Here is a 22,841-nt window from a genome sequence, read left to right as displayed (position 1 = left end):
CACTCAGGCCAGCGCGGCACGCTTGCTCGCCTGGCGACCGGCAGGCGCCGCGCCTTCCGGTTTGTAGCCCAGACGCAGGCCACCCCAATGCCGCCCCTTGATGAAGATCGGCACCGACAGATCGTGCATCAGTTCGCCGGTGTCACGGGTGTAGGTCTGCAACAGCAGCGGCTGCTGGTGGCTGCCGCAGCGGATGCCGGTGCGGTCGTTAAACAGGCGCTTGCTGCGACTGCGGGCGGTATCGAGCTTGCGGTTGCCGACCGGTTTCTGACTGAAGGACTGATTATGCGTGGGCACATAACCTTCCGGTGTGCAGGCGATGGCGAATACCAGGCCCTGGTGCTGCCTCAGCAGCGGTTCCTGAATCGCCGGCAGCACCTGATCGGTGTAGTGGTCGAAGCGCGAGCTGTACTTGGTCGGGAAGGTGTTGGCTTGGGCGCGGAACTGACGGTCGAACAGCTCGTCGAGGCCGATCCGGCCCTGGGCGATGTCCGCCTCGAACTGCGCGGCGATCTGCCCGGCACCCTCGCGGGCCAGATCGTAGATGCGCTGGTGGTAGTCGTCCAGGCCGACTTCGGCGAGCCGCTCGCTGATGCTCTCGGCCTGGCCTTCCAGCTCGGTGGCGGCCTTGGCCAGGCGCTGGGTCTGCTCCTCACTGACGACCAGATCACTGCGCATCTGCCCGACGGCGGCGAACAGGCTGGCCAGTTGATCGCGATTGATCTGCGCGCCGACGGCGATTTCACTGATCTGTCCTTCCACTGCCACTGCCAGGTTGGCGATGCTCTGCAGGTGCTCGCCGGTGCGCTCGACCTGGCCAACGCCAACGTCCAGGTCACTGGCCAACTGCTGGATCTGCTCGACCACGGCGGCGGTCTGGCGCTGGATATCGGCGACCATCTGGCCGACTTCCTCGGTGGCGGTAGCGGTGCGACCGGCCAGGCCGCGTACCTCGTCGGCCACCACGGCAAAACCGCGACCGTGCTCGCCAGCGCGCGCCGCCTCGATGGTGGCATTCAGCGCCAACAGATTGGTCTGGCTGGCGATCGACTGAATCACCTGGGTGACGCGCTGGATTTCCTCGCTGCGCTGGCTGAGCGCCTCGATGGTTTGCCGACTGGCACTCGCGCGGGCGCTGAGCTGATGCATGCAGGCAATCGCCTCACGCAGCAGGGCATGCCCGGCCGCACTGCTCTGCCGCGCCTCGATGGCCGCGCCCGCGGCCTGTTGACTGCGGCTTGAGGTGACTTCTTCGGTCTGAATCATCACGTCGGCACTGGCGACGATGCGCGCGGCGGCATCCAGTTGCGACTGTAGCCTCTCGCCCAGGCGCTGGACAGCGAAGGCCACGCCGGCGGCGGAGAGCGCATTATGGCTGGTGCGCCGGGACAGATCACGGGTCAGTTGGCCGATATCTGGCTCGGCGCCCTGAGCCGCAAGCTCAGATTTTGGCTGCGGCCACCATCGCGGCAGCCAGACCAGCAGGAGCAAGGCCGCCAGACACAGGCCCAGTGGCAACCAGGCGAGCAGCAGGCCACCGATCAACAGCAGCACAGCCACGCTGTGCAGCAGATAAGGCAGGAACGAACGAGAAGCGGCAGGCTGCATGAGATCCCTCCTAGCACCGACCCTTGCCTTGTCCCTGGGCGGGCATGGCACGGAGCCGTCTTATGATGGTTATGAGCATTAAGCGTCGACTGGCCCGGATCCTCTATGGTTCCTTAGTTGTAGAAGCCCTCATCCTGCCGATGGAGAGCCGTTGGCGGCTGGCTGACGCAAACGACAAGGCCGGCAATGCCGGCCTTGTCGTTGCTGCTTTGCGGGTTAACGCTTGGCGACCAGGTCCTTCGGCAGTTTGAAGGTCCAGATCATCCCACCCTGGTCGAGATCCTTGATGCGCTTGGCCACCTCGCCACCCCACAGTGGCACCGCACCGCCCCAGCCGGAGAGCACGGTGACGTATTGCTCGCCATCCATTTCCCAGGTGATAGGCGAGGCGATCACGCCTGAGCCGGTGTTGAACTCATAGAGTTTCTCGCCGGTCTTGGCGTCGAAGGCCATCAGGAAACCTTCCGGGTTGCCGGTGAATACCAGGTTGCCCTTGGTCGCCAGCACGCCGCCCCAGAGTGGCGCGTAGTTCTTGTAGCGCCAGGCTTCCTTACCGGTTTTCGGGTCGATGGCACGCAGCACGCCGATGTAATCCTCGTTCAGCGGCTTGATGGTGAAACCGGCGCCGAGGTAGGCCGCGCCTTTCTTGTAGGCGACGCCCTCGTTCCACATGTCCATGCCCCACTCGTTGGACGGCACGTAGAACAGCCCGGTGTCCTGGCTGTAGGCCATGGGCATCCAGTTCTTGCCACCGAGGAAGGACGGCACGACGAACACCGACGAGCCCTTCTTCACATCGCCCGGCGCTCCGGGGCGGTGGGCGTCGTCGTAGATCGGTCGGCCATTCTTGTCCAGGCCCTTGGCCCAGGTGATCTTGTCGACGAAGGGGAAGCCACGGATGAACTTGCCGTTGGTACGATCCAGCACGTAGAAGAAGCCGTTACGGTCGGCGGTGGCTGCGGCCTTGATGGTCTTGCCGCCGTCCTGGTAGTCGAAGGACACCAGCTCGTTGACGCCGTCGTAGTCCCAGCCGTCGTGCGGGGTGGTCTGGAAGTGCCACTTGATCGAGCCGTCTTTCGGGTCCAGGGCCAGACGCGAAGAGGAGTACAGGTTGTCGCCCGGACGCAGGTGCGAGTTCCACGGCGCCGGGTTACCGGTGCCGAAGAACAGCGAGTCGGTGGTCGGGTCGTAGAAGCCGCCCAGCCAAGGCGCCGCGCCGCCGGTCTTCCACAGGTCACCCGGCCAGGTCTTGCCCGGTGCGCCACCGGAGATGCCGTTCTCGACCGCCTTGCCGTCCTTGTAGACATAGCCCATGTGCCCTTCTACGGTCGGTCGGGTCCACACGAGCTCGCCATTGCTCGGATCGTAGGCTTCGATCTTGCCGACCACGCCGAACTCGCCACCGGCGACCCCGGTGATCAGCAAGCCCTTGGCGATCAGCGGCGCCGCGGAGATCGAGTAACCGGCCTTGTAGTCGGCCACGGTCTTCTTCCACACCACCTTGCCGGTGTCCTTGTTCAACGCCACCAGCTTGGCATCCAGGGTGCCGAAGATCACCAGGTCGCCATGCAGCGCCACCCCACGGTTGATCACGTCGCAACAGGGCATGATGCCGTCTGGCAGACGAGCGTCGTACTGCCAGAGTTTCTTGCCGGTGCGCGCGTCGGCGGCGAATACCCGCGAGTAGGACGCGGTGACGTACATCACGCCGTCCTTGATCAGCGGCTGCGCCTGCTGGCCACGCTGCTTCTCACCGCCGAAGGACAACGCCCAGACCGGCCGCAACTCTTTGACGTTGTCGGTGTTGAGGGTATCCAGGGTGCTGTAGCGCTGGCCTTGCTGGTTCAAACCGTTGACCACGATCTGGTCGTTGCGCTTGCCACTGGCGCTGATGTCCTCGTCGGTGACGCCGGCCAAGGCCGACAGGCTGGCGAGGGCCACGGCGGCGAACAGCGCCGTGCGGACGAAGGGCTGGGTGAGACCGTTGTGCTTCATTGCGGCTACCTCTGCGGGCTTGTTGTTGTACCCGGGGAAATTTCCCGGTCTGCTGCAAATTCTTGGTGTGCCCAGCCTTTGCAACAATTGCCCGCAGTGCGGAGTTTCATCCTCCCTTGGTAGCAATACTCGCTCGCTTCGCCGCCCGGCAGCCGTTCACGGCCAGGCCCATGTTCGCCCACTGCCGCGGCAGGTGTTCTTTAGTCTGAACCGCCTGCCCTGAAAAGAGCATATCCGCACGCCGCGCAGGCTTTTACAAAGTGCATCCCCTCACGCTAATGGAGAAAGCTTATGGGACGCCCGTTACTGCTCAGCTGCCTGCTCGTCATCCTGCCTCTCGGTACCGCCCAGGCGGTCGAACCGATCCCAATCGGTCTCACCTATCCACGCACCGGCAACTACAAGGCCGAAGGCCTAGAACTCAATCGCGGCGCGTTGCTGGCCGTCGACGTGATCAACAGTGGCGGCGGCGTGTTGGGCCGGCCGCTGGAACTGCTCGGGGAAAACTCTGCCTCGCGCAAGCAAGCAGCCGAACGCAACATCGAAAAGTTTGCCCAGCTTGGGGTGACGATGGCCTTCGGCGGCGCCACCAGCGATGAAGCCATCGCCGCCGGCAAGCGGGCCCGCGAGTTGGGCATGCTGTACTTCGCCACCCTCAGCTACGCCAACGACGTCACCGGCAGCCAGGGCCAGCGCTATCTGTTCCGTGAGTCGAACAGCGCCTGGATGAGCGCCAAGGTGCTCGGTGAATACCTGACTTGGCACATGCCGCGCCGGCGCTATCACTACATCGTGCTCGACGACACCTGGGGCCGCAGCACCGAAAGCGCGCTGCGCACCGCCACCAGCAGCCAGGATCGTGCCCGCAACGGTTACAGCGTAATTCCCGCCAAAGGCGCACACCGCGCCGACTACCTCAAAGCCCTGCAGAAAGCCGCGGCCAGCGAGGCCGATATGCTGGTTATCGTCTTGCTCGGCGACGACCTGATGCGCACCATGCGCCTCGCCAGCAACCTCGGCCTGAGCAAGAAGATGCAGATCATCGTGCCGAACCTGAGCAAGAGCATCGTCCAGGAAGCCGGCCCGTCTGTGATGGCAGGCGTGATCGGCACCGAGGCCTGGACCTGGAGGGTTCCCGAACAAGAGAAAAGCCCAGAAGGCCAGACCTTCGTCGACGCTTATATCGCCCAGCACCGCGAATACCCGGGCAGCTCGGCAGCCTCAGCCTACAGCATCGTGCGCCAGTGGGCCGACGCCGTGCAGCGTAGCGGCAGCCTGGACAGCGGGGCGGTGATCGCCAGCCTGGAGAACCATAGCTACCGGCTGCTCAAGGATGAACAGCAGTGGCGCGCCTTCGACCACCAGAACGTGCAGAGCATCTATGCGGTGAAGGTCAAATCGCGCAACGAGATCATGCGCAGCCCGCTCAAGCAGGACTACTTCGACATCATCCACCGCATGGACGGTGAAGCCGCGGCACCGAGCCTGGACGACTGGCAGCAAGAACGTGGCGACAACCTGACCTTGCAGTGAAGGAGTGCCCGCGCGCACCGCAATCATGCGGGGGCGCGCGGCGGATCAGGGTTGATCGACGCGTTTGAGTTGCTGTGCCTCGTAACGCGGATACAGATGGCTAACCGTGCGGATCAGCTCATAACGACTGAGGTTAACCTTGGCGAAACGCTCGGGAACCGGCGCACGGATCACCTCGTTCATCTCGGCGCCACGTGTGGCACTGTCGCTCAGCAGGCCGTCGAGCCAGCCCAGGTAGTCACGCATCTGCACAAACGGCGCAGGGTCACTGGCGACCGGGCCGTGGCCGGGCACGATGAGTTTCCAGGGCAACTGTTGCAGGGTGTCCAGATCGCCCAGCCAGACCTCCAGCCCCGGGCTGTTGGGGGTGGTCAGCGCGCGCTGGTAAAACAGCAGATCGCCACCGAACAGCACGCCGCTGGTTTCGTCGAGAATCGCCAGGTCGGCACCGGTATGCCCGCGCAAGGCCAACAACCGCAGACGATGGTTGCCGACCTGGCGCTCGCCCGCTTCGATGGTTTGCGTCGGCAGCAGCACTTCGGTGCCGCGCATCCAGTCGCCAACCAAGCGATACATATTCTCCGCCATGGCATCGCCCTGCTCGGCCAGCAGTTTTTTCGTCCCCGCCAGCGCGGCAATCGGCACATCGCCGAAGGCCTGATTGCCGAGGACATGGTCGGGGTGGTGATGGCTCAGCAGCACCAGCACCACCGGCTGGTCCGTCACCGTGGCGATGGCCTGGCGCAACGCCTCACCATAGCGCTTGGAGGGGCCGGTATCGATCACCACGACCCCGGCATCGGTGACGATGAACGCCGTATTGACGATATTGCCGCCATTGTTCTGGTCGAAGTTCTCCGTGCTGCCTTCAAGCAGCCAGGTGTCGGCGGCGATCTGTCGAGGTTGCAGGCGATAATCCGGCGCAGCCTGAACGTGCAGAGCCAAACCGGCGAGAAGGCAAAGGGCGAACAGGCGCATGGAGGTCTCCTTGGCGCACAGCGGATGTCGTGGATCGAGTCCGTGCGCAGCCGGCGCACGCCAGGATGGCTGCGCCGGGCGGCGGATGGGGCTGGCTAGAAGTCCGCCTCGAACTCGTTGCCGTTATTGTCGCGCAGCCACAGGCGCGCCTCGTCATGACCCTCGACCTCGAGGCTGATGGTCGGGTTCTCGCTGACCGCCGGGAACAACTCGAGGGTCGCCAGCGGCTTGCCCGCCGCATCGCGCAACTCGGCTTGGTTGAGGAAGAACTCGGGAATGCCACCGACCAGGCCGTTGTCCATCGGGTGATCGACGCGCAGGCGCAGGCGACTGGCGCCAGCGTGACGGAAGCGCCCAGCGTGGATCTGCCCGAGGCGATCTTCCCAGCCGACCTGGGCGCGCACCACGCTCGGCGCAGTGCAGCCGCCACCGGCGGCATCGACCCAGGCCGAGCCGACATGCCAGACACCATCCTTGGTCAGCACCGCGGCACGAATCGGCGTGGCCTGCTCGACGCGAATACGGATCGCCACCAGCGGTTGCACCCGCTCGCCAGGAACGAAGGTGAAGATCCGCGGGATAGGGTTGAGCTCGGCCCAGGCGACGATCTTCTGCACCTGCCCGGCATAGGCGCGGGCATCCACCTGGATCGGCACCTGGCGGGCATCTTCGGCGAACGGCGGCACCTCCAGCAGCACCTTGTCGTCGAACACGAAAGGGGCATCGCCAAGCATGCGTTGCTGGTAGAACTGCCACATCACCGAGGGCATAGGATCCTTCCCCGGCGGCACTGGCGCGGCCATGGCCGCCACGGACAAACCGAGCAACAGGGTAATTCGCCACAACATCGCACACCTCCTTGGTATCACTTGGCGTCGGGGCGGTCCAAGCGCTGAGTAGGGTGGGCTTCAGCCCACACGTCTCACCGAATATCCGTGGCTCACTGCCCCAGCCCACAGAGCTGTTACCCAACACCTAACGGCTACATCGCCATTCGCTACTGCACGTCCTGATACAGCCCTGGCAACTCGAAGCGCAGGCCATAATCGGCGTAAATTTTCTGCAGACGGCCGTCGCGCACCATCTCCTCGATTTGCAACTCGATGGCATTGGCCAACTGACGGTTGGCTTCATGCACCGCCATGCCTATATCCCAGGTCGGTTGACCGAGGTTCGGATAGGTGTTGTCGGCGGCTTTCAGCGCCGGGTCCTGGGCCTCGAACAGCAGCCAATCCAGCTCGCCGCGCAGGGCCATGACGGCATCGACCCGAGCGCCCTGCATGGCCTCGAAGGCGGCTTTCGAAGTGGGGAAATGCTGGGTATTGCCGCTCAGTTGGCCGCCAAACACCGAAGACAGGTAGAACGACGGCACGCTTTCCAGCTCGACCCCGATGGGATGGATGCGGAACACCCCGACGCTATCCACAGTCGGCAAGCGACGGGTGTCATGCACCACCTGCCAGCGTTCGCGCTGGTAGGGGCCGAACATCACCACCTGCTCGTTGACCAGTTCGCCCAGCTCATTGCGCTTATTGGCGTAGTCGCGGTCATAGGGCACCCGCAGCATCACATCGGCGAGCAGCGTGGGCCGCAGGTAATGGCCTTTCCAGATGTAGTTGCGCAGGTCGTCATCGAGTTTCTCACCCGGTGTGACCCACAGCAGCTCGAGCTTGAAGCCCAGGCCCTCGGCCAGGGCACCGGCCAGCTCGACATCGACGCCGCGCGGCTGGCCGTCCTGTTGGAAACTGTAAGGCGGGAAGTCTTCATACACGGCAGCTTTGAGCACGCCCGAATCGACGATGTCGTCAAACGGACGCACCTGTGCCTGCGCGAACGGCAGGCACAGCAGCCAGCACAGCAGTGTGAACAGGCGCATGCCCATCACTCCTCGACGGCCACGCTTTCCAGGTAGGCACGGATCGCCCACAGCCCTTCCTGACTGATGGACTCGGCCATCTTCGGCATGTAAACGGCGCCGTCGCGCACCGCACCGTTGATCACCCGCTCCTTGTACCACTCATCGCCTTCGATGCCCGCCTCCAGGTGACGCAGGTCCGGCGCGATACCCCCCGAAATGGCTTCCAGGCCATGGCAGCGGGCGCAGTTCTGGGTGTAGGCCGAGGCGCCGATTTCCACGGCCTTGGCGTTGTTCGCGTAGGGTTTGCGGTAGGGGTTCTCGTCGCGCCATTCCTTGCCCAACGGCTCCAGCCCATCGACATTCACCGCCTGCGGAGTGACATCGCCGTGGGCCAGAGCAAAGCCGGTCAGGCTCAGCCCGGCCAGAAACATCAGACCGCGCAATGCGTTGTGCTTTTTCATGACTTCCATCCTCTTCGAGATGCTGTGCAAGGCAAAACGCTCGGCAAGAGCGCAGTGGAGAGAATGGTAAGAACGGTCAGCCCAGGGCGGTATGCTGCTTTGTGGCCTTCCCCCTACTTCCTTGGTAGTAGAGCGCGCGGAGGTGTTGCCAGGCGTTTTCGCAGCAAGTCCAAGTGATAGCCCGAGGCTGGGGACTGAAAGTTGCAGCAAGTGCCGCTTTGATTGGGAAAGCTGAGCTTGTCGGCACAGCTCCCGCCTTGCCTGCCTTTTCGAGCAAGCAAGTTGTTTACGAATGTCCAAGGGCTCGTGCTTAGGTTCTGTGCGAACTGCGCAGGCGCGGGTCCTGCGTCCCGCCATGCTGCGGGTGGCAGGCTAACTGGGTGGCCAGCGGCTGCTCGATGTAGGCATGCCCGGCGAGGATGCGCCGTACCGCCTCCACCAGCACCTCGGGCGGCGAGTTCTTGGTGATGTAGCCCGCCGCGCCGGCATCCAGCGCCTGACGTACCAATGGCAGTTCGTCGTGCATGCTGAAGAACAGCACGCGCAACTGCGGTAAGCGCTGACGCAGGCGCCGGATGGTTTCCAGGCCGCTGATGCCCGGCAGGGAAACATCCATGATCACCAGGTTGGGGATCAGGTTCTGCACCTGTTGCAGGGCCTCTTCGCCACTGGCCGCCTCGCTCACCGCGACTTCGGGCAATAAGGCGCACAACAGGCTGGCATAACCCTGGCGCACGACGGAATGGTCATCGACCAGCAGAATCCTAATCAAGACTCCTCCAGTGGAATGCTCAGGCACAGCAGCCAGCCGCAACCAGGGCGCGTGCGCAGGCGCAGTTCGCCCCCCAGGCAGCGGGCACGTTCGAGCATCGAGCGCAGGCCGATGCCCGGCCTTGGCAAGCGCGCGGCCCCCTGGCCATTGTCATGCACCAGCAGGCTCAGGCGGCTCCCCTGAACCCGCAGGCGCACGCGCACCTCGCTGGCCTGGGCATGCCGCGCCACGTTGGTCAGCGCTTCCTGCAAGAGGCGGTAGAGATGGACCTGGTGGCTGACTGAAAGTACCGGGAGCCGCTCGCTCATGCGCAGGTGGCAGCGGATGCCCTGCGCCCCTTGCCATTGCTCGGTGAGGAGTTGAATCGCATCGCCCAACTGCAGACGTTCCAGCACCACCGGATAAAGATCGCGGATCAGCGCGCGGAAGCTCTCTTGCAGGTGCTGGCAGTTGTCCTCGAGCCCTCGTACGGTCAGGGCGACGGCCTGCGACTGCGCCGTCATGGAGCGCAGCAGCAGCAGTTGCGCGCGGATGCCACAGAGGTACTGGCCGAGGTCGTCGTGCAGCGCCAGGGCCAGATGCTTGCGCTCATGCTCCTGCAGGGCCAGCAGCGCCTGGGTCAGCTCGGCGTTGTCGGCCTGCACCTGTTCCAGCGTCGCCACCATGCCGTTGAAATGGCCGGCCAGCAGCTGCGACTCCTGTAGCGAATAGGCCGGAAGGCGAACCTGCAGCTGCCCCTGGGAAACCTGGTACAAGCCGCCGAGCAGTTCATCCAACACCCGCAACCCGCGCCGCACAGCCCAGCGGATCACCAGCAGACTGAGCAGCAAGGCCAGGCCGAACAACCCCAGCAGTTGCACCAGAGAGTCCCAGACCTCATCGACTTCATCGCGCGGGTCGACGCTGATCAGCACCTGCCTGTCGTCGGCCAGGCGCAAAGGCTCGGCGAGTTGTTCGGCAGGCGGATAGAGCCAAGCGCCCAACCAGGCATCCAGCGGGTCGGCTTGTGGGGCAGGCAGCGCAGTGCCATCCAGCCAGTGCACGCGTACGTGACGCAAGCCACGCGTTAGCTCGGATTCCAGGGTGCCGGGATCACGCAGAGCGGCTTCACGCAGGTAGTCGACCACCACCTGCGCGGCGCTCAGTTCGCGCCGTACGTCATAACTGGCCTGACGCATCAGCATCGCCATGCAGACCACCGCCAGCAGACTGAAGAACAGTATGACCAGCAGGTTGATACGCCAGAGAGCAGACATACCGGTCCTCATGCTTACTTGACGATAAACACGCCCTGCATGCCCTTGCCCTCGAGGCCCTTGGCGTAGAAGCGGTACTGGCCGGGTTTGATCGGCACGAAGAAGATTTCCGCCTCACCGGCGTCCTCGAATTCCAGTTCGGTGAGGGTCACCGCCTTGATCTCGACACCACCGGCCTCGACCTTGCGCAGGAAGATCGAAGTGGCGAACTCCGGCGCCTGGAAGGCGTATTCCTTCTGGCCGCTGGCGATGATCTTGAGTTGGTAGGCCTTGCCGGTCTCCAGCTGATATTCCTGCTGCGACATGCTGTAGTAGTCGCTCGCTTCGGAGCCCAACAGCAGATCCGGCAGCGCGGTAGTAAGGCGAGTCAGGTCACCGGCGGCATAAATGTTGTCGAAGCCGATCATGCTCATGATCAACAGGACGGGCAGAAACAGGGGCTTGAAGGTACGCATGCGGGGTTCCTCAGTGTTATTGCTTTTGTGCCTCCATGCTAGGGGCGCGTCGCCCAGTGCGACTTACTACCTTGGTACAGCCTGACTGATACTTTCTGCATATTTCCTCCGCCCCTGGCGCTTCCTATGCTGGCGACACCAGAAGAGGAGTCGCCCCCATGCGCCAGTTTGCGATTTACGGTCTGGCTTACCTGCTCGCCATTACCAGCTCGGCGCTGCTGGCGACCCACAGCGTCGCCGCTGAGGCCGGCGCGGACAAGGACGGCCTGCGAGTACGCATCGGCTACCTGGGTTACACCCCGGCGCTCGGCCCGCTGCTCTCCAACGTCATCCCCGAACCCGAAGACGCCGGCCTGCGCGGCGCCGAACTGGCGATCAACGACAGCAACAGCACCGGGCGCTTCCTCAAGCAGCGCTATGAACTGCAGGTCGTCAACGCCGCTAGCCCGGAACAATTGCTGAGCGCCGCGCAGAAACTGCATGCCGAGGGCTTGCGCCTATTCGTGGTCAACGCCCCCGCCGCCAGCTTGCGTCAGCTCAGCACCAGCCTGCCGGACAGCCTCCTGTTCAACGCCGGTAGCAGCGACGACGGACTGCGCCGTGACAATTGCCCGGTCAACGTCCTGCACAGCCTGCCCAGCCGCGCCATGCTTGCCGATGCTCTGGTGCAGTTTCTCGCCGTGCGCCAGTGGCGGCGCGGGCTGTTGATCGTCGGCCAGCAGCCCGAGGATCAGGCCTACGCCGACGCCCTGCGCCGCGCCGCCAAACGTTTCGGCCTGAAGATCGTCGCCGAGAAACCCTGGAGCTTCGACAACGACCAGCGCCGCAGCGCCCAGGCCGACATGCCGCTGTTCACCCAGACCGCGGAATACGATGTGGTGCTGGTGGCCGACGAGCGCGGCGACTTCGGCGAATACCTGCCCTACAACACTTGGTATCCGCGCCCGGTCGCCGGCACCCAGGGCCTGACCCCCACTGGTTGGCACAAGACCGTGGAAACCTACGGCGCCGCCCAGTTGCAGAAGCGCTTCGAGGCCTATGCCAAACGCTGGATGAACGACCGCGATTTCGCCGCCTGGATCGCCGTGCGCAGCATCGCCAGCGCAGTGACCCGCCTCAAGCAAGCGGACGCGATGGCCATCCGCGAGCTGGCATTGTCCGCCGGACTGCCCATCGACGGCTTCAAGGGCCGCAAGCTGAGCTACCGCGACTGGGACGGCCAGCTGCGCCAGCCGATTCCCCTGGTGCAACCCAAATCCCTGATCAGCACGTCGCCGCAGGAGGGCTTCCTGCATCCGTTCAGCGAGCTCGACAGCCTCGGCCTGGATGCCCCGGAAAGCCGCTGCCGGCTGGCCGAGGTAGCGCCATGACTGCGCACGCCAGATTGCTACTCAGAAGAAGGAAAGCCCCGATGCCCAAGCTACTCGCCCCCACCCTCGGCTGCGTCCTGCTGCTGGCCAGCGCCGGCTGCCTGGCCGCCACCGCCTATGTCTCCAACGAGAAGGACGACAACCTCAGCGTGATCGACCTGGATACTTTGGAGGTCACCGCCACCCTGGAGGTCGGCAAGCGCCCGCGCGGGCTGGCGCTGTCGCGCGACAACAAGCTGCTGTACATCTGCGCCAGCGACTCCGACACCGTGCAGGTGATGGACCTGGCCACCCGCAAGATTGTCAAGGAGCTGCCGTCCGGCGCCGACCCCGAGCAGTTCGCCCTGCACCCCAACGACCGCTGGCTGTACATCTCCAACGAGGACGATGCGCTGGTTACCGTGGTCGATACCGAGAACAGCCAGGTGCTGGGTCAGATCGACGTCGGCGTCGAGCCCGAGGGCATGGCCGTCAGCCCGGATGGCAAATGGGCGGTGAATACCAGCGAAACCACCAACATGCTGCACTGGATCGACACCAGTACCCAGACCCTGACCGACAACACCCTGGTCGACCAGCGCCCGCGACACGTCGGGTTCAACAAGGACGGCACACAGCTCTGGGCCTCGGCGGAAATCGGCGGCACCGTCAGCGTCATCGATGTGGCCAGCAAACAGATCGTCAAGGTACTCAAGTTCGCGATCAAAGGCGTGCACCCGGACAAGGTGCAGCCGGTCGGCGTCAAACTCAGCGGCGACGGCAAGTACGCCTTCGTCGCCCTCGGCCCAGCCAACCATGTGGCGGTGGTGGACGCTAAAACCTTCGAGATTCTCGACTACCTGCTGGTCGGTCGCCGCGTCTGGCACATGGCCTTTAATCCCGACGAAAGCCTACTGCTGACCACCAACGGCATCAGCGGCGACGTTTCGGTGATCGATGTGAACAGCCTGAAAGTCACCAAGTCAATCAAGGTCGGACGCTATCCCTGGGGCGTGGTGATCACGCCATGAATGCCCTGGAAGTGGCAGACGTCAGTTTCAGCTACGGCGCCCGCCGCGCCCTTGAGCAGGTCAGTTTCAGTCTGGCACCGGGGCGCTTCAGCGCCCTGCTCGGCCCCAACGGCGCCGGCAAGTCGACGCTGATCGCCCTGCTCACCCGCCTGTATGACCTGCAGCAGGGCGAGCTGCAGGTTTGCGGCCATTCCCTGCGCCAGCAACCACGCCAAGCCCTGCGCCAACTTGGTGTGGTGTTTCAGCAGAGCACCCTGGATCTCGACCTCAGCGTCGAGCAGAACCTGCGCTACCACGCTGCCCTGCATGGCATGCCTCGCAAACTGGCGGCGGAGCGAATCGATCAGGAACTGGCGCGCCAGCACCTCGGTGAGCGCCGCCGCGACAAGGTTCGCGAGCTCAATGGTGGCCACCGCCGACGGGTGGAGATCGCCCGAGCGTTGCTGCACCATCCGCGCCTGCTGCTGCTCGACGAGCCCAGCGTCGGCCTAGACCCGGCCAGCCGCCAGGCATTGATCCAACACGTTCGCCAACTGTGTCGTGATGAAGGCTTGAGCGTGCTGTGGGCCACCCACCTGCTCGACGAAGCGCAGGCCGAAGATGTCTTGCTGGTGCTCAACCACGGTCGCCTGATCGCCCAGGGCGACGCCGCAGCCATCAGCCAGCAGGACGACGGCGATCTGAACGCCGCCTTTCAGCGCCTGACCCAACTCAAGGATTGCGCCTGATGAGTGCCTATTGGCAATGCTTGCGCGGCATCGTCCTGCGTGAATGGCTGCGTTTCGTCCTGCAGCGCACGCGGTTTCTCAGCGCCTTGGTGCGGCCGCTGCTGTGGCTGCTGGTGTTCGCCGCCGGTTTCCGCGCCGCCCTGGGCATCGCCATCATCGCCCCGTACGACACCTACATCACCTACGAAACCTACATAGTTCCGGGCCTGGCCTGCATGATCCTGCTGTTCAACGGTATGCAAGGCTCGCTGTCGATGGTCTACGACCGCGAGATGGGCAGCATGCGCGTGCTGCTGACTAGCCCGCTACCCCGCGCCTTCCTGCTCGCCAGCAAGTTGCTGGCCACCGCGCTGATCTCGCTGTTGCAGGTCTATGCCTTTCTCGCCATCGCCTGGTTGTATGGCGTGCAGCCACCGGCCTGGGGCCTGCTCAGCGTGCTGCCGGCGCTGCTGCTGGCGGCGCTGCTGCTCAGCGCCCTGGGGCTGCTGTTGTCCAACGGCATCCGCCAGTTGGAGAACTTCGCCGGGGTGATGAATTTCGTCATCTTCCCGCTGTTCTTCCTCTCCTCGGCGCTCTACCCGCTGTGGAAGATGCGCGAGGCCAGCGAGTGGCTGTACTGGCTGTGCGCGCTCAACCCCTTCAGCCACGCCGTGGAGCTGGTGCGCTTCGCCCTGTACGAGCGCTTCAACCCGCTGGCGCTGGGCGTCTGCCTGGGCCTGACGCTATTGTTGAGCGTGCTCGCGGTGCTGACCTTCAACCCGCAGCATGCTGCGCTGCGACGGGCCGGTTCGTAGGAGCGCCAGGCTGGCAAAAAGGGGAAAACTACTACTTTGGTACTGGTTTTCCCCTCTCAACGTAGAATTTCCAAAGCACTGCGCCTGGCCTGTAATGCCTGCATAAAAAGAATCGAGACTGACTGCGATGCCGCGCCTGCTGCCCATGCTGCTCCGCTCCTCACTGCTCGGCCTGTTGGCTGGTTTGGCTCCGCCGCTATGGGCCGCCGACGATGCCGCCCTGTTCTCCGCCGAGGGCTACCGCCTCAGCCAGTACCGCAGCCCCACCCCGACCAGCGCCGAACACGCCACCACGCTCGATACCGCGGCGCTGCAGCAACTGCTGCAACGCCAGCCGCACGCTCGCCTGATCGACGTCTACCGCCGCCAGTGGCTGCATGGCCAGTTCATCGAGGATGAAGTGCACGCCAACTTGCCCGCTAGCCTGTGGCTGGCCAACACCGGCGATGGTCGCCTCGAGCCGATGTGGCAGGTCTATTTCGCCAGCAACTTGCAGCGCGTCAGCCAGGGCGACCCGCACTGGCCGCTGGTGTTCTACTGCCGCTCCGACTGCTGGCTGGGCTGGAATGCGGTCAAGCGCGCTCATGCGCTAGGCTACGACAACCTCTATTGGTACCGTGATGGCATCGACGCCTGGGAGCAGGCCGGCCTGCCCTTGCAGCGGGCGCAACCGCAGGAGTTTCCGTAAAAAACCACCTGCCGGACGTATTGCCGCACCATAATCAAAACAATGAGGTGAAAGGCCATGTACAAAATTCTAATTGCCGACGACCACCCGCTGTTTCGCGAGGCCATCCATAACGTCATCAGCGATGGCTTCCCAGGCAGCGAAGTGATGGAAACCGCCGACCTGGACAGCGCACTGCAACTGACTCAGGAAAACGATGACCTCGACCTGATCCTGCTCGACCTGAACATGCCGGGCATGCATGGCCTCAATGGTCTTATCAACCTGCGTAACGAAGCACCGACCATCCCGGTGGTGATCGTCTCCGCCGAGCAGGACAAGCAAATCGTCCTGCAGGCCATCACCTACGGCGCCGTCGGTTTCATCACCAAGTCCTCGCCACGGGCGCAGATGACCGAGGCCATCGAGCAGATCCTCAACGGCCACGTCTATCTGCCCTCGGACATCATCCGCACCCAGAAAAGCACCACCCGCCGCAGCCAGCATGAGGCGCCGAGCTTCCCGCCTGAGCTGCTGCAATCCCTGACCCGCAAACAATTGCTGGTATTGGAGCGGATGACCAAGGGCGAGTCGAACAAGCAGATCGCCTATCACTTGGAAATCGCCGAAACCACGGTGAAGGCTCATGTCTCGGCGATCCTGCACAAGCTCAACGTGCACAACCGCGTGCAGGCAATCCTGTCGGCCGGGGATATCGACTTCGCCGCCTACCTGCGGCGCTGACACCAGGCCTTGAGCGGGCGGCAGCCGGCGCCTGGCACTAACGTGCGGTTCCTTGCAATCACGATCAGAGCCCGATGTCCCACGTCCTGACAGTCCGTACCCTGTTTCTCACCGCCCTGGCCATGCTCGCCTTCGCCGGTAACTCGCTGCTCTGCCGGTTGGCCCTGAAGGCGACCCGCATCGATGCCGCCAGCTTCACCAGCCTGCGCCTATTGGCCGGGGCGTTGATGCTCTGGCTGCTCTTGCACCTGCGCCAGGGTGGCGGCCGGGTCAGCGGCAACTGGCGTTCGGCGGCGGCGCTGTTTGTCTACGCAGCGGCCTTCTCCTATGCCTATCTGCATCTGGATGCCGGCACCGGCGCCCTGCTGCTGTTCGGCGCGGTGCAGATCAGCATGCTGGTCTACGGTTTTATCCAGAGCGAACGCCCCAGCCAACAACAGAGCCTGGGCTTTGTCCTCGCGCTCGGCGGACTGATTGCCCTGTTGCTACCCGGTGCCAGCGCGCCGTCACTGACCGGTGGTTTGCTGATGCTGCTGTCCGGGCTGGCCTGGGGCATGTACTCGCTGCTCGGTCGCGGGGTCAGCGACCCACTGGCGGCGAGCGCTGGCAATTTTCTGCGGACCATTCCCTTCGCTCTGCTGCTGACCCTGGTGTACCTGCACCGGCAGAGCTGGGATGCGCCTGGGCTGACCTATGCCGTGCTGTCCGGAGCGCTGACCTCGGGCATCGGCTACGTCATCTGGTACAGCGCCCTCGGCGGACTGAGTGCCTTCCAGGCAGCATCGGTGCAGCTCAGCGTGCCGATTCTCGCCGCGCTGGCCGGCAGCCTGCTGTTGGGTGAAGCCATCAGCCTGCGCCTGGTGTTGGCGTCCATCGCCGTGCTCGGCGGCATCGCCCTACTGCTGCGCGCCAAGGCCATACGTCGCTGAGCGATGACGCTACAGGCCGCGCTCGAGCAGGTGGCTCATGGCGGTTTTCAGCTTCATCGGCCGCACCGGCTTGTGCATCAGGGTGTGGCCAAGCTCGCGCATCTGCTGCTTGAGTTCGTTGCTGTAGTTGGCGGTGATCATCAACGCTGGCAACGGCGTACCGCGACGAGCGTTGATCGCCGCCACCGCATCGACACCGTTGTGGCCATTGTCCAGGTGATAGTCGGCGATCAGCAGATCGACGTCGGCGTGGAAGTTGTCGACCTGGCGCGCCAAGTCCTCCTCGGACAGCGCGGTGACGACCTGGCAGCCCCAGCCCTCGAGCAAGGTGCGCATACCGGCACAGATAGCCGCATCGTTGTCCAACACCCATACCCGCGAGCCGTGCAGGCGTTCGAGCAGCCGCTCGGAGCGGTCCTGCGACTCCGCGCAGGCCTTGGGTGCACGCTTGGCCCGTGGCACTTCGATGGCGAACCGCGAGCCCTTGCCTAGGGTTGAGGTCACATGGATGCGATGACCGAGAATCTGCGCGATTTTGTCGACGATGGCCAGGCCCAGGCCCAGGCCGCGATCCTGGTTGGGACGCTGCAAGTCGCCACGTTTGAACTCCTGGAAGATTTCACCGAGTTTGTCCTCGGCGATGCCGATGCCGGTGTCCCAAACCTCGATCGACAGGCTCTGCCGATGGCGCCGGCAGCCGAGCAATATGTGCCCGGATGGTGTGTAGCGAATGGCATTACTGAGCAGGTTGCGCAATATCCGCGCGAGCAGTTGCACATCGCTGCGCACCAGTGCTGAACAAGGCACGAAATGCAGGCTCAGGCCCTCACTACCAGCAGCCTGGCGGAACTCGGTGGCCAGGTTGTCGAGCAGCTCGCTGACTGCGAAAGGCGCGATGTCTGGCCTGATCACCCCGGCGTCGAGCTTGGAAATATCCACCAGGGTGCCGAGCAGGTTCTCCACATCCTCCAGCGAGTTGCTGATATTGCGCACCAGGCCCTGGCTGCTGCTCGGCTCGCACCGTTCCAGCAGCGCGCTGGTGAACAGCCGTGCGGCATTCAGCGGTTGCAGCAGGTCATGGCTGACCGCGGCGAGAAACTTGGTCTTCGACAGGTTGGCCTGCTCCGCCTCGCGCTTGGCCTCGCGCAGACGCAGCTCGACCTGGCTACGCTCGTCGATCTCGCGGTGCAACTGGTTGTTCAAGCTGGTCAGTTCGGAGGTGCGTTCACGCACCCGCTGTTCGAGGTTCTGATAGGCCTGGTGCAAGGCCTCGGCGGTGCGCCGGCGCTCGCTGATGTCACGGATCAGCACGAAGATCCCCACCACCTCACCGTTGGCCTGGCGGTTCGGCACGTAGGAGCGCAGCATGTAGCGCTCCTGGCCGTTCATGTTGGTTTCCGCCACCTCGAAGGTCACGCTCTCGCCGGACAAGGCGCGTTCGGCATAGGGCGCCAGGCGCCGGCAATGCTCCTCGCTGTGCACCTCGCGCAGGTTCTGCCCGAGCATGCCGCTGCGCGGCCAGTGGTACCACTCCTCGTAGACCTTGTTGGTGAACTCGTAGACCAGATCGGCATTCAGATAGGCGATCAGCGCCGGCACATGGTCGGTGATCAGGCGAATCCAGCGCTCGCTCTCGCCGATCGCCTCAGCATGCCGATAGCGCTCGGTGATATCGGTGAAGGTGTTGACGAAGCCGCCCGCCGGCAGTGGGTGGGTGCGCACTTCGAGCATGCGACCATCGAACAGGCGCTGCTCCAGCTCTTGAATCTGCCGCCCGCGGGCGTCGCGGCTATCCGGGGTCAGCAGTTGCAGCTCGCTGTCCTCCATCACCTCGGCGAACGGCCGGTGCGCCTCGATCGGCGCCAGGCCACTGAGTTCGAGGAAGCGGTGGTTCCACAGCTCCAGCGCGCCCTCGGCATTGACCATCGCCACGCCCTGGGAGAGGTTGTCCACCGCTCGCTGCAGCAGGCGCGACTTCTGTGCCAGGGCCTGCTCGCGGCGCATGGTTTCGCTGATCTTCACCTCGGTGATGTCGGTGTACAGGATCACCAGCCCACCCTCACGGGTCGGCCGTTCGCTGACCTGCACCCAGCGGCCATTGTGCAGACGATACAGGGTGTGCTCATCACCGCGGCTGCGGTGCTCTTCGACGATCAGCCCGGTACTTTCCGCCAGGCGCTTGATCTCCGCCAAACGCGTGCCGCTGCCGATGCGCGCGCGGCTCTTGGCCCAGAAGGATTTGAAGCGGCTGTTGAACAAGACGATGCGCTGGTCCTTATCGAACAACACGAAGGCATCGGAGATACTTTCGATCGCATCGATCAGATGCTGGTGGGCGGTCTCGGCCCGCAGCCTGGCATCGCTGAGCAGCTGGTTGCTGGCCTTCAGCTCGGCCATCGCCTGGTTCAGCGCATCGGTACGCTCGCGCACCTGTTCGGCAAGCACCACCGAGTGCTGGAACGCCGCATAGGAATCGTCGCCTCGCGAGGCGCTGGACTCGACCCGTTCGATCAGTGCCGCGTTGATCCGTTGCAGCTTGTGGTTGTCACTCTGTAGCGCCGCCAACTGCACCTGCAGCTGCGCGATTTGCAGCGCCTGCGGAGCGTCCAATGGCGACTCCAGTGAAGGTCTGGTTGATGTGCATGCCATTGAACTGTTCTCCGTAGGAGTTGAAACCGATCACCCGCTGGCGCTGCAGAAAGGCCGAGGTCTCGGCCACCACGTCGGTACGTTCGACTTCCAGGCGGCGCAGAAAACAGTCGCAACCGATGGTCAACAAGGGTGGACCGAGACGCTCCTCTAACCGCTGGAACAGCGCCTCCAGGTTAGGTATCAGCGGGCCAGGGGTCATCGCCGTCAGCACGATGCCGTTCTCCACCGCGCAGTAGAAGGTCAGGCTGAGGTCCGGGTTGACCCGCTGGATCGAGCGCAGGTAGTAATTCTCGTTGATCCGCACCGCCAGCGGGTGGGCGGCGAACAGCCCGGTATTCAGGGCCGCCAACGGCACGCCGATCAACCGCGCATATTCCTCCGCCGCCGGCTCGGCATTCAGCTCCAGCACCCGTCGGCTGGCGCTGTCGGCCTGGGTCACGACCAGTTTCTCGTTGCTCGGCAACACGTGGTGGGTGCTGAACACCTCGAAGTCCAGCCAGGTGTTGACCAGTACCACCACCGCCGCACCGGCATGAAACGCGCCACCGTAATAGACGTGGGTCCGGTTCAGGTGGTTGTCATCGCCGGCCGAGCCGCCGAAGTGCGGGATGCTGCCGAACGCCGCACCGAGAGCCGCCAACACCACCTCCTCGCGGCTGGACAGGCCATCGAGCAGGGTCAGGGCGAAGCAATGATCCTTGATCGGCGCCAAGGCGTTGTTGCGGCAGTCGCTGACTAGCCGTTCGACCAGTTGCTGGGCGTCGATCAGGCTGAAACGCTCAAGCTCATCGATCAACACGCTGGCGATGGAAAAGCTGCGGTGGTCGAAGCCCACGGCAGTGACGCAATTGCGGCCATAGCCCAGCGGCGTGATTTCCCCGGCGCTGGTGCAGCCGACCAGGCCGACCCCGCCGAAATACTGCTCCAGGGTTGGGCCCAGCACTTCCAGGTCGTACTCGGCCGAACAAAAGAACAGCACGAACCCCAAGTGCGGATGAATTAGCTGCCGCGCCAAATCCTGGGCTACCGCCTCTGGCTCTCGAGCCGTCGACATGGCGGTCACCACGCCTTCGCTGTCTTCGCGCTGTAATTTGGACTTCATTTATACACCCAGTGGTTTCAGGGGCATTCTAGAAGTGCCGGCGCAGCCTCCCCATGCTACTTGGGTAGCGCCGACCTCGTTACAAGGTCGTAGACAGCTTTCCATTCAGGGTATTGCAGCATGCGGCCAGAACAGCAGGAGCAAGCACCAGCATGCCGGCGTAGAAGCCGGTTTCCAGGGTTTCGCTCAGGGGCTGGATACGGCGGATGGCGCCATACAGGTGGATGCCGATCATCAGCAGCGCGAACGCCGCGAGCTGTTCGAACACCAGTTGCAGATCCTCGCCGGTGAGTGCCGCACGCAACATTAGCGCCTCCAGGATGAGGATGAAGGCCCCCAGGCAACGTCCGAAGTACAGGGCAAGGTGGGTGTGCTGGGGAATCTCCCAACCGAACAGACGTGCCCAGTGCAGCGGCACGAGGAAGATCGGCAAGGCGAACATCAGGCTGGTGGCGGGCATCAGGACAAGTAGAAAGGTTTGGCTGTAGTGTGCCCAGAGACCGAACATGACCAACTCCTCACATGCACGACATGAGCGCGGCTGCCTGTACGGCAACCACGCTCATGTCGTGCATGTCGCCTGTTTACCAGGTCATCGATACGCCCAGCGCCAGGGTGTCGGTGTCTTCCAGGTTGCCGATACCCTGCTGGCCATCGATCTCGAACTGGTTGTACTCGGCGATCAGCCGCAGGTTGTCGTTGATGTCGCGAGTGTAGGCGATCGCCCGGGTCTCGAAATCGGCTTCGATCCCCAGGCCGTTGCCCTCGTCCTTGGTCTTGCCGTAGGACAGCGCCACGCGGTTCTTGCCGAAGCGGTAGGCGCCCTGCAGCAGATAGCCATCGCTGTCCATGTTGCGCAGCGTCGGCTCACCAGCGTTGTTGGTGAAGAACGGGTTGATGCCCTTGGCGCTGAAACCGGAGCCGACCAGGGTGAAGTCGCTGATCTTCGCCTGCACGCCATAGCCGACGCCCTTGGAGGTCACGGTATCCACGGTGTTGTCGGTGTTGTCCGAGGATTGATAGGCGCCGTTGAGCCAGGAGTAGATCTTCGCCCCGCCGAGTTCAAACTCGTAGGTGATCTCGCTCTCGAAGCGCGGACTATCCTGATAGGCCTTGCCGGTTGGGCTGCTGTCGTTGGTGTCCACCGGGTCCATGATGCCGGCGGCGATGCGCAGGCCCTCGGCCACTGGCGTGCGGTAGGTGATCTGCGAAGTCGGGAACGGATAAGGATAACCGCTGCCGATGTTGCCGAAGGACACACCACCACCATCGACCAGGCCTAAGGTGTCGCTGACCTGGCCATAACCGCCAAGCAGTTCGTCGAGGAGGATATTGGAGCGGGCGAACAGGCCGAAGTCCTTGCCCACCAGCACCTCACCCCACTCGCCGGCGATGGTGCCGTAGAACTGGCGCACGTCGATGGCGGTGTCGGTGCCGTTGGTTTCGCTGTCGTTGATGGTGACCCAGAAGGACGAGCGCGCCCCGAGCTTGAGGTCATCGACCTGCTTGCTCATGTTGAAGCCGATCCAGTTCGGCAGAAAGCCCATCTTCACCCGCGCCTGGTTACGGTCGAACTGCTCGCCTGGGCGGTCGATGTCGCTATTGACGTAGAAGGCGTTGATGTAACCGTCGGCAGCAAAGGTGGTGTCATCCTTGTCATACAGCACGATTTCCGCGACCGCCGGCTGGGCCATGGCCATGGCGATAGCCGAAGCCAGGGCTAGAGGCAGAATTCGGGTGCTGGCGATCTTGTTCTTGTTCATGGCGCGCTCCGCTGGTGAGGACGACTGACGTTTCAGTCGTAACGGAGACGATTATCGAAACCGCAGCACAGCCGCCCTACGCTGCCATGGCGCTATTTTGCTCGTGCTTTTGCGGTGGCTCGCAGGCCCGGCAAACAAGTCCTAAGCCCCTCAGCGGTTGGGAGGC

Annotated in this window: 19 protein-coding genes and 2 pseudogenes; 8 read left to right on the top strand and 13 right to left on the bottom strand. The window is 63.8% G+C overall.

Annotated elements, in window-relative coordinates; translation table 11 throughout:
• Positions 1-3 precede the first annotated feature (3 nt).
• Positions 4-1,068 (bottom strand): annotated as a pseudogene (locus D3879_RS22635) (methyl-accepting chemotaxis protein); the annotation flags it as partial.
• A 756-nt stretch (positions 1,069-1,824) separates the two neighbouring features.
• Positions 1,825-3,603 (bottom strand): methanol/ethanol family PQQ-dependent dehydrogenase, encoded by a 1,779-nt coding sequence (locus D3879_RS22630; RefSeq protein ID WP_119956489.1) that lies wholly within the window; start codon positions 3,601-3,603, stop codon positions 1,825-1,827.
• Positions 3,604-3,894: 291 nt separating this feature from the next.
• Here D3879_RS22630 and D3879_RS22625 point away from each other — a divergent pair, with 291 nt between their 5' ends.
• Complete coding sequence (locus D3879_RS22625; RefSeq protein ID WP_119956488.1) at positions 3,895-5,136, top strand: ABC transporter substrate-binding protein; 1,242 nt, start codon at positions 3,895-3,897, stop codon at positions 5,134-5,136.
• A 45-nt stretch (positions 5,137-5,181) separates the two neighbouring features.
• On the opposite strand, the gene D3879_RS22620 is transcribed toward D3879_RS22625, so the two are convergent.
• The 7 genes and pseudogenes from D3879_RS22620 to D3879_RS22590 form a co-directional block, all read right to left on the bottom strand.
• Positions 5,182-6,114: a quinoprotein relay system zinc metallohydrolase 1 gene (locus D3879_RS22620; RefSeq protein WP_119956487.1), complete on the bottom strand. Its 933-nt coding sequence runs from the start codon at positions 6,112-6,114 to the stop codon at positions 5,182-5,184.
• A 95-nt stretch (positions 6,115-6,209) separates the two neighbouring features.
• Positions 6,210-6,962 (bottom strand): quinoprotein dehydrogenase-associated SoxYZ-like carrier, encoded by a 753-nt coding sequence (locus D3879_RS22615; protein ID WP_119956486.1) that lies wholly within the window; start codon positions 6,960-6,962, stop codon positions 6,210-6,212.
• Positions 6,963-7,111: 149 nt separating this feature from the next.
• Complete coding sequence (locus D3879_RS22610; RefSeq protein WP_119957063.1) at positions 7,112-7,990, bottom strand: substrate-binding periplasmic protein; 879 nt, start codon at positions 7,988-7,990, stop codon at positions 7,112-7,114.
• Between the two features lie 5 nt (positions 7,991-7,995).
• The gene (gene pedF / locus D3879_RS22605; RefSeq protein WP_119956485.1) at positions 7,996-8,433 is read right to left on the bottom strand and encodes a cytochrome c-550 PedF; all 438 of its coding nucleotides are present in this window, start codon (positions 8,431-8,433) and stop codon (positions 7,996-7,998) included.
• A 328-nt stretch (positions 8,434-8,761) separates the two neighbouring features.
• Positions 8,762-9,202: pseudogene (locus D3879_RS22600) on the bottom strand (response regulator); the annotation flags it as partial.
• Entirely contained in the window at positions 9,202-10,461 is a 1,260-nt protein-coding gene (locus tag D3879_RS22595) for a sensor histidine kinase (RefSeq protein ID WP_119956484.1), read from the bottom strand. The gene D3879_RS22595 and the pseudogene D3879_RS22600, both read right to left, overlap by 1 nt.
• Before the next feature lie 14 nt (positions 10,462-10,475).
• Positions 10,476-10,916 (bottom strand): cupredoxin domain-containing protein, encoded by a 441-nt coding sequence (locus D3879_RS22590; RefSeq protein WP_119956483.1) that lies wholly within the window; start codon positions 10,914-10,916, stop codon positions 10,476-10,478.
• A gap of 158 nt (positions 10,917-11,074) precedes the next feature.
• Here D3879_RS22590 and D3879_RS22585 point away from each other — a divergent pair, with 158 nt between their 5' ends.
• The 7 genes from D3879_RS22585 (at position 11,075) to D3879_RS22555 (ending at position 17,158) form a co-directional block, all read left to right on the top strand.
• The gene (locus tag D3879_RS22585) at positions 11,075-12,286 is read left to right on the top strand and encodes an ABC transporter substrate-binding protein (RefSeq protein WP_119956482.1); all 1,212 of its coding nucleotides are present in this window, start codon (positions 11,075-11,077) and stop codon (positions 12,284-12,286) included.
• 41 nt (positions 12,287-12,327) lie between these two features.
• Positions 12,328-13,296, top strand: a complete 969-nt coding sequence (locus D3879_RS22580; RefSeq protein ID WP_119956481.1) for a YVTN family beta-propeller repeat protein — start codon at positions 12,328-12,330, stop codon at positions 13,294-13,296.
• Entirely contained in the window at positions 13,293-14,024 is a 732-nt protein-coding gene (locus D3879_RS22575) for an ABC transporter ATP-binding protein (RefSeq protein ID WP_119956480.1), read from the top strand. The genes D3879_RS22580 and D3879_RS22575 overlap by 4 nt, the downstream gene beginning before the upstream one ends.
• Positions 14,024-14,818: an ABC transporter permease gene (locus D3879_RS22570; RefSeq protein ID WP_119956479.1), complete on the top strand. Its 795-nt coding sequence runs from the start codon at positions 14,024-14,026 to the stop codon at positions 14,816-14,818. The genes D3879_RS22575 and D3879_RS22570 overlap by 1 nt, the downstream gene beginning before the upstream one ends.
• Before the next feature lie 127 nt (positions 14,819-14,945).
• Positions 14,946-15,506, top strand: coding sequence for a PQQ-dependent catabolism-associated CXXCW motif protein (locus tag D3879_RS22565; protein WP_119956478.1), 561 nt, complete (start codon positions 14,946-14,948; stop codon positions 15,504-15,506).
• 57 nt (positions 15,507-15,563) lie between these two features.
• Positions 15,564-16,229 (top strand): response regulator transcription factor, encoded by a 666-nt coding sequence (locus tag D3879_RS22560; protein ID WP_119956477.1) that lies wholly within the window; start codon positions 15,564-15,566, stop codon positions 16,227-16,229.
• A 74-nt stretch (positions 16,230-16,303) separates the two neighbouring features.
• The gene (locus tag D3879_RS22555) at positions 16,304-17,158 is read left to right on the top strand and encodes a DMT family transporter (protein ID WP_177412480.1); all 855 of its coding nucleotides are present in this window, start codon (positions 16,304-16,306) and stop codon (positions 17,156-17,158) included.
• A 9-nt stretch (positions 17,159-17,167) separates the two neighbouring features.
• Here the strand turns inward: D3879_RS22555 and nahK are convergent, their stop codons facing one another.
• The 4 genes from nahK to D3879_RS22535 form a co-directional block, all read right to left on the bottom strand.
• Positions 17,168-19,807, bottom strand: coding sequence for a hybrid sensor histidine kinase/response regulator NahK/ErcS' (gene nahK, locus D3879_RS22550; RefSeq protein WP_119956476.1), 2,640 nt, complete (start codon positions 19,805-19,807; stop codon positions 17,168-17,170).
• On the bottom strand, positions 19,704-20,912 hold the full coding sequence (gene nosP, locus D3879_RS22545) for a nitric oxide-sensing protein NosP (protein ID WP_119956475.1): 1,209 nt from the start codon (positions 20,910-20,912) through the stop codon (positions 19,704-19,706). The genes nahK and nosP overlap by 104 nt, the downstream gene beginning before the upstream one ends.
• A gap of 79 nt (positions 20,913-20,991) precedes the next feature.
• A complete protein-coding gene (locus tag D3879_RS22540; protein WP_119956474.1) occupies positions 20,992-21,420 on the bottom strand; it encodes a hypothetical protein in 429 nt (142 codons plus the stop codon).
• Between the two features lie 76 nt (positions 21,421-21,496).
• Entirely contained in the window at positions 21,497-22,675 is a 1,179-nt protein-coding gene (locus D3879_RS22535; RefSeq protein WP_119956473.1) for a porin, read from the bottom strand.
• Between the last annotated feature and the right edge of the window lie 166 nt (positions 22,676-22,841).

This window comes from Pseudomonas cavernicola, from assembly GCF_003596405.1.
GTDB classification, from domain to species: domain Bacteria; phylum Pseudomonadota; class Gammaproteobacteria; order Pseudomonadales; family Pseudomonadaceae; genus Aquipseudomonas; species Aquipseudomonas cavernicola.
Note: the sequence above shows the minus strand (reverse complement) of the source record. Positions and strands in the feature narration are given on the sequence as shown.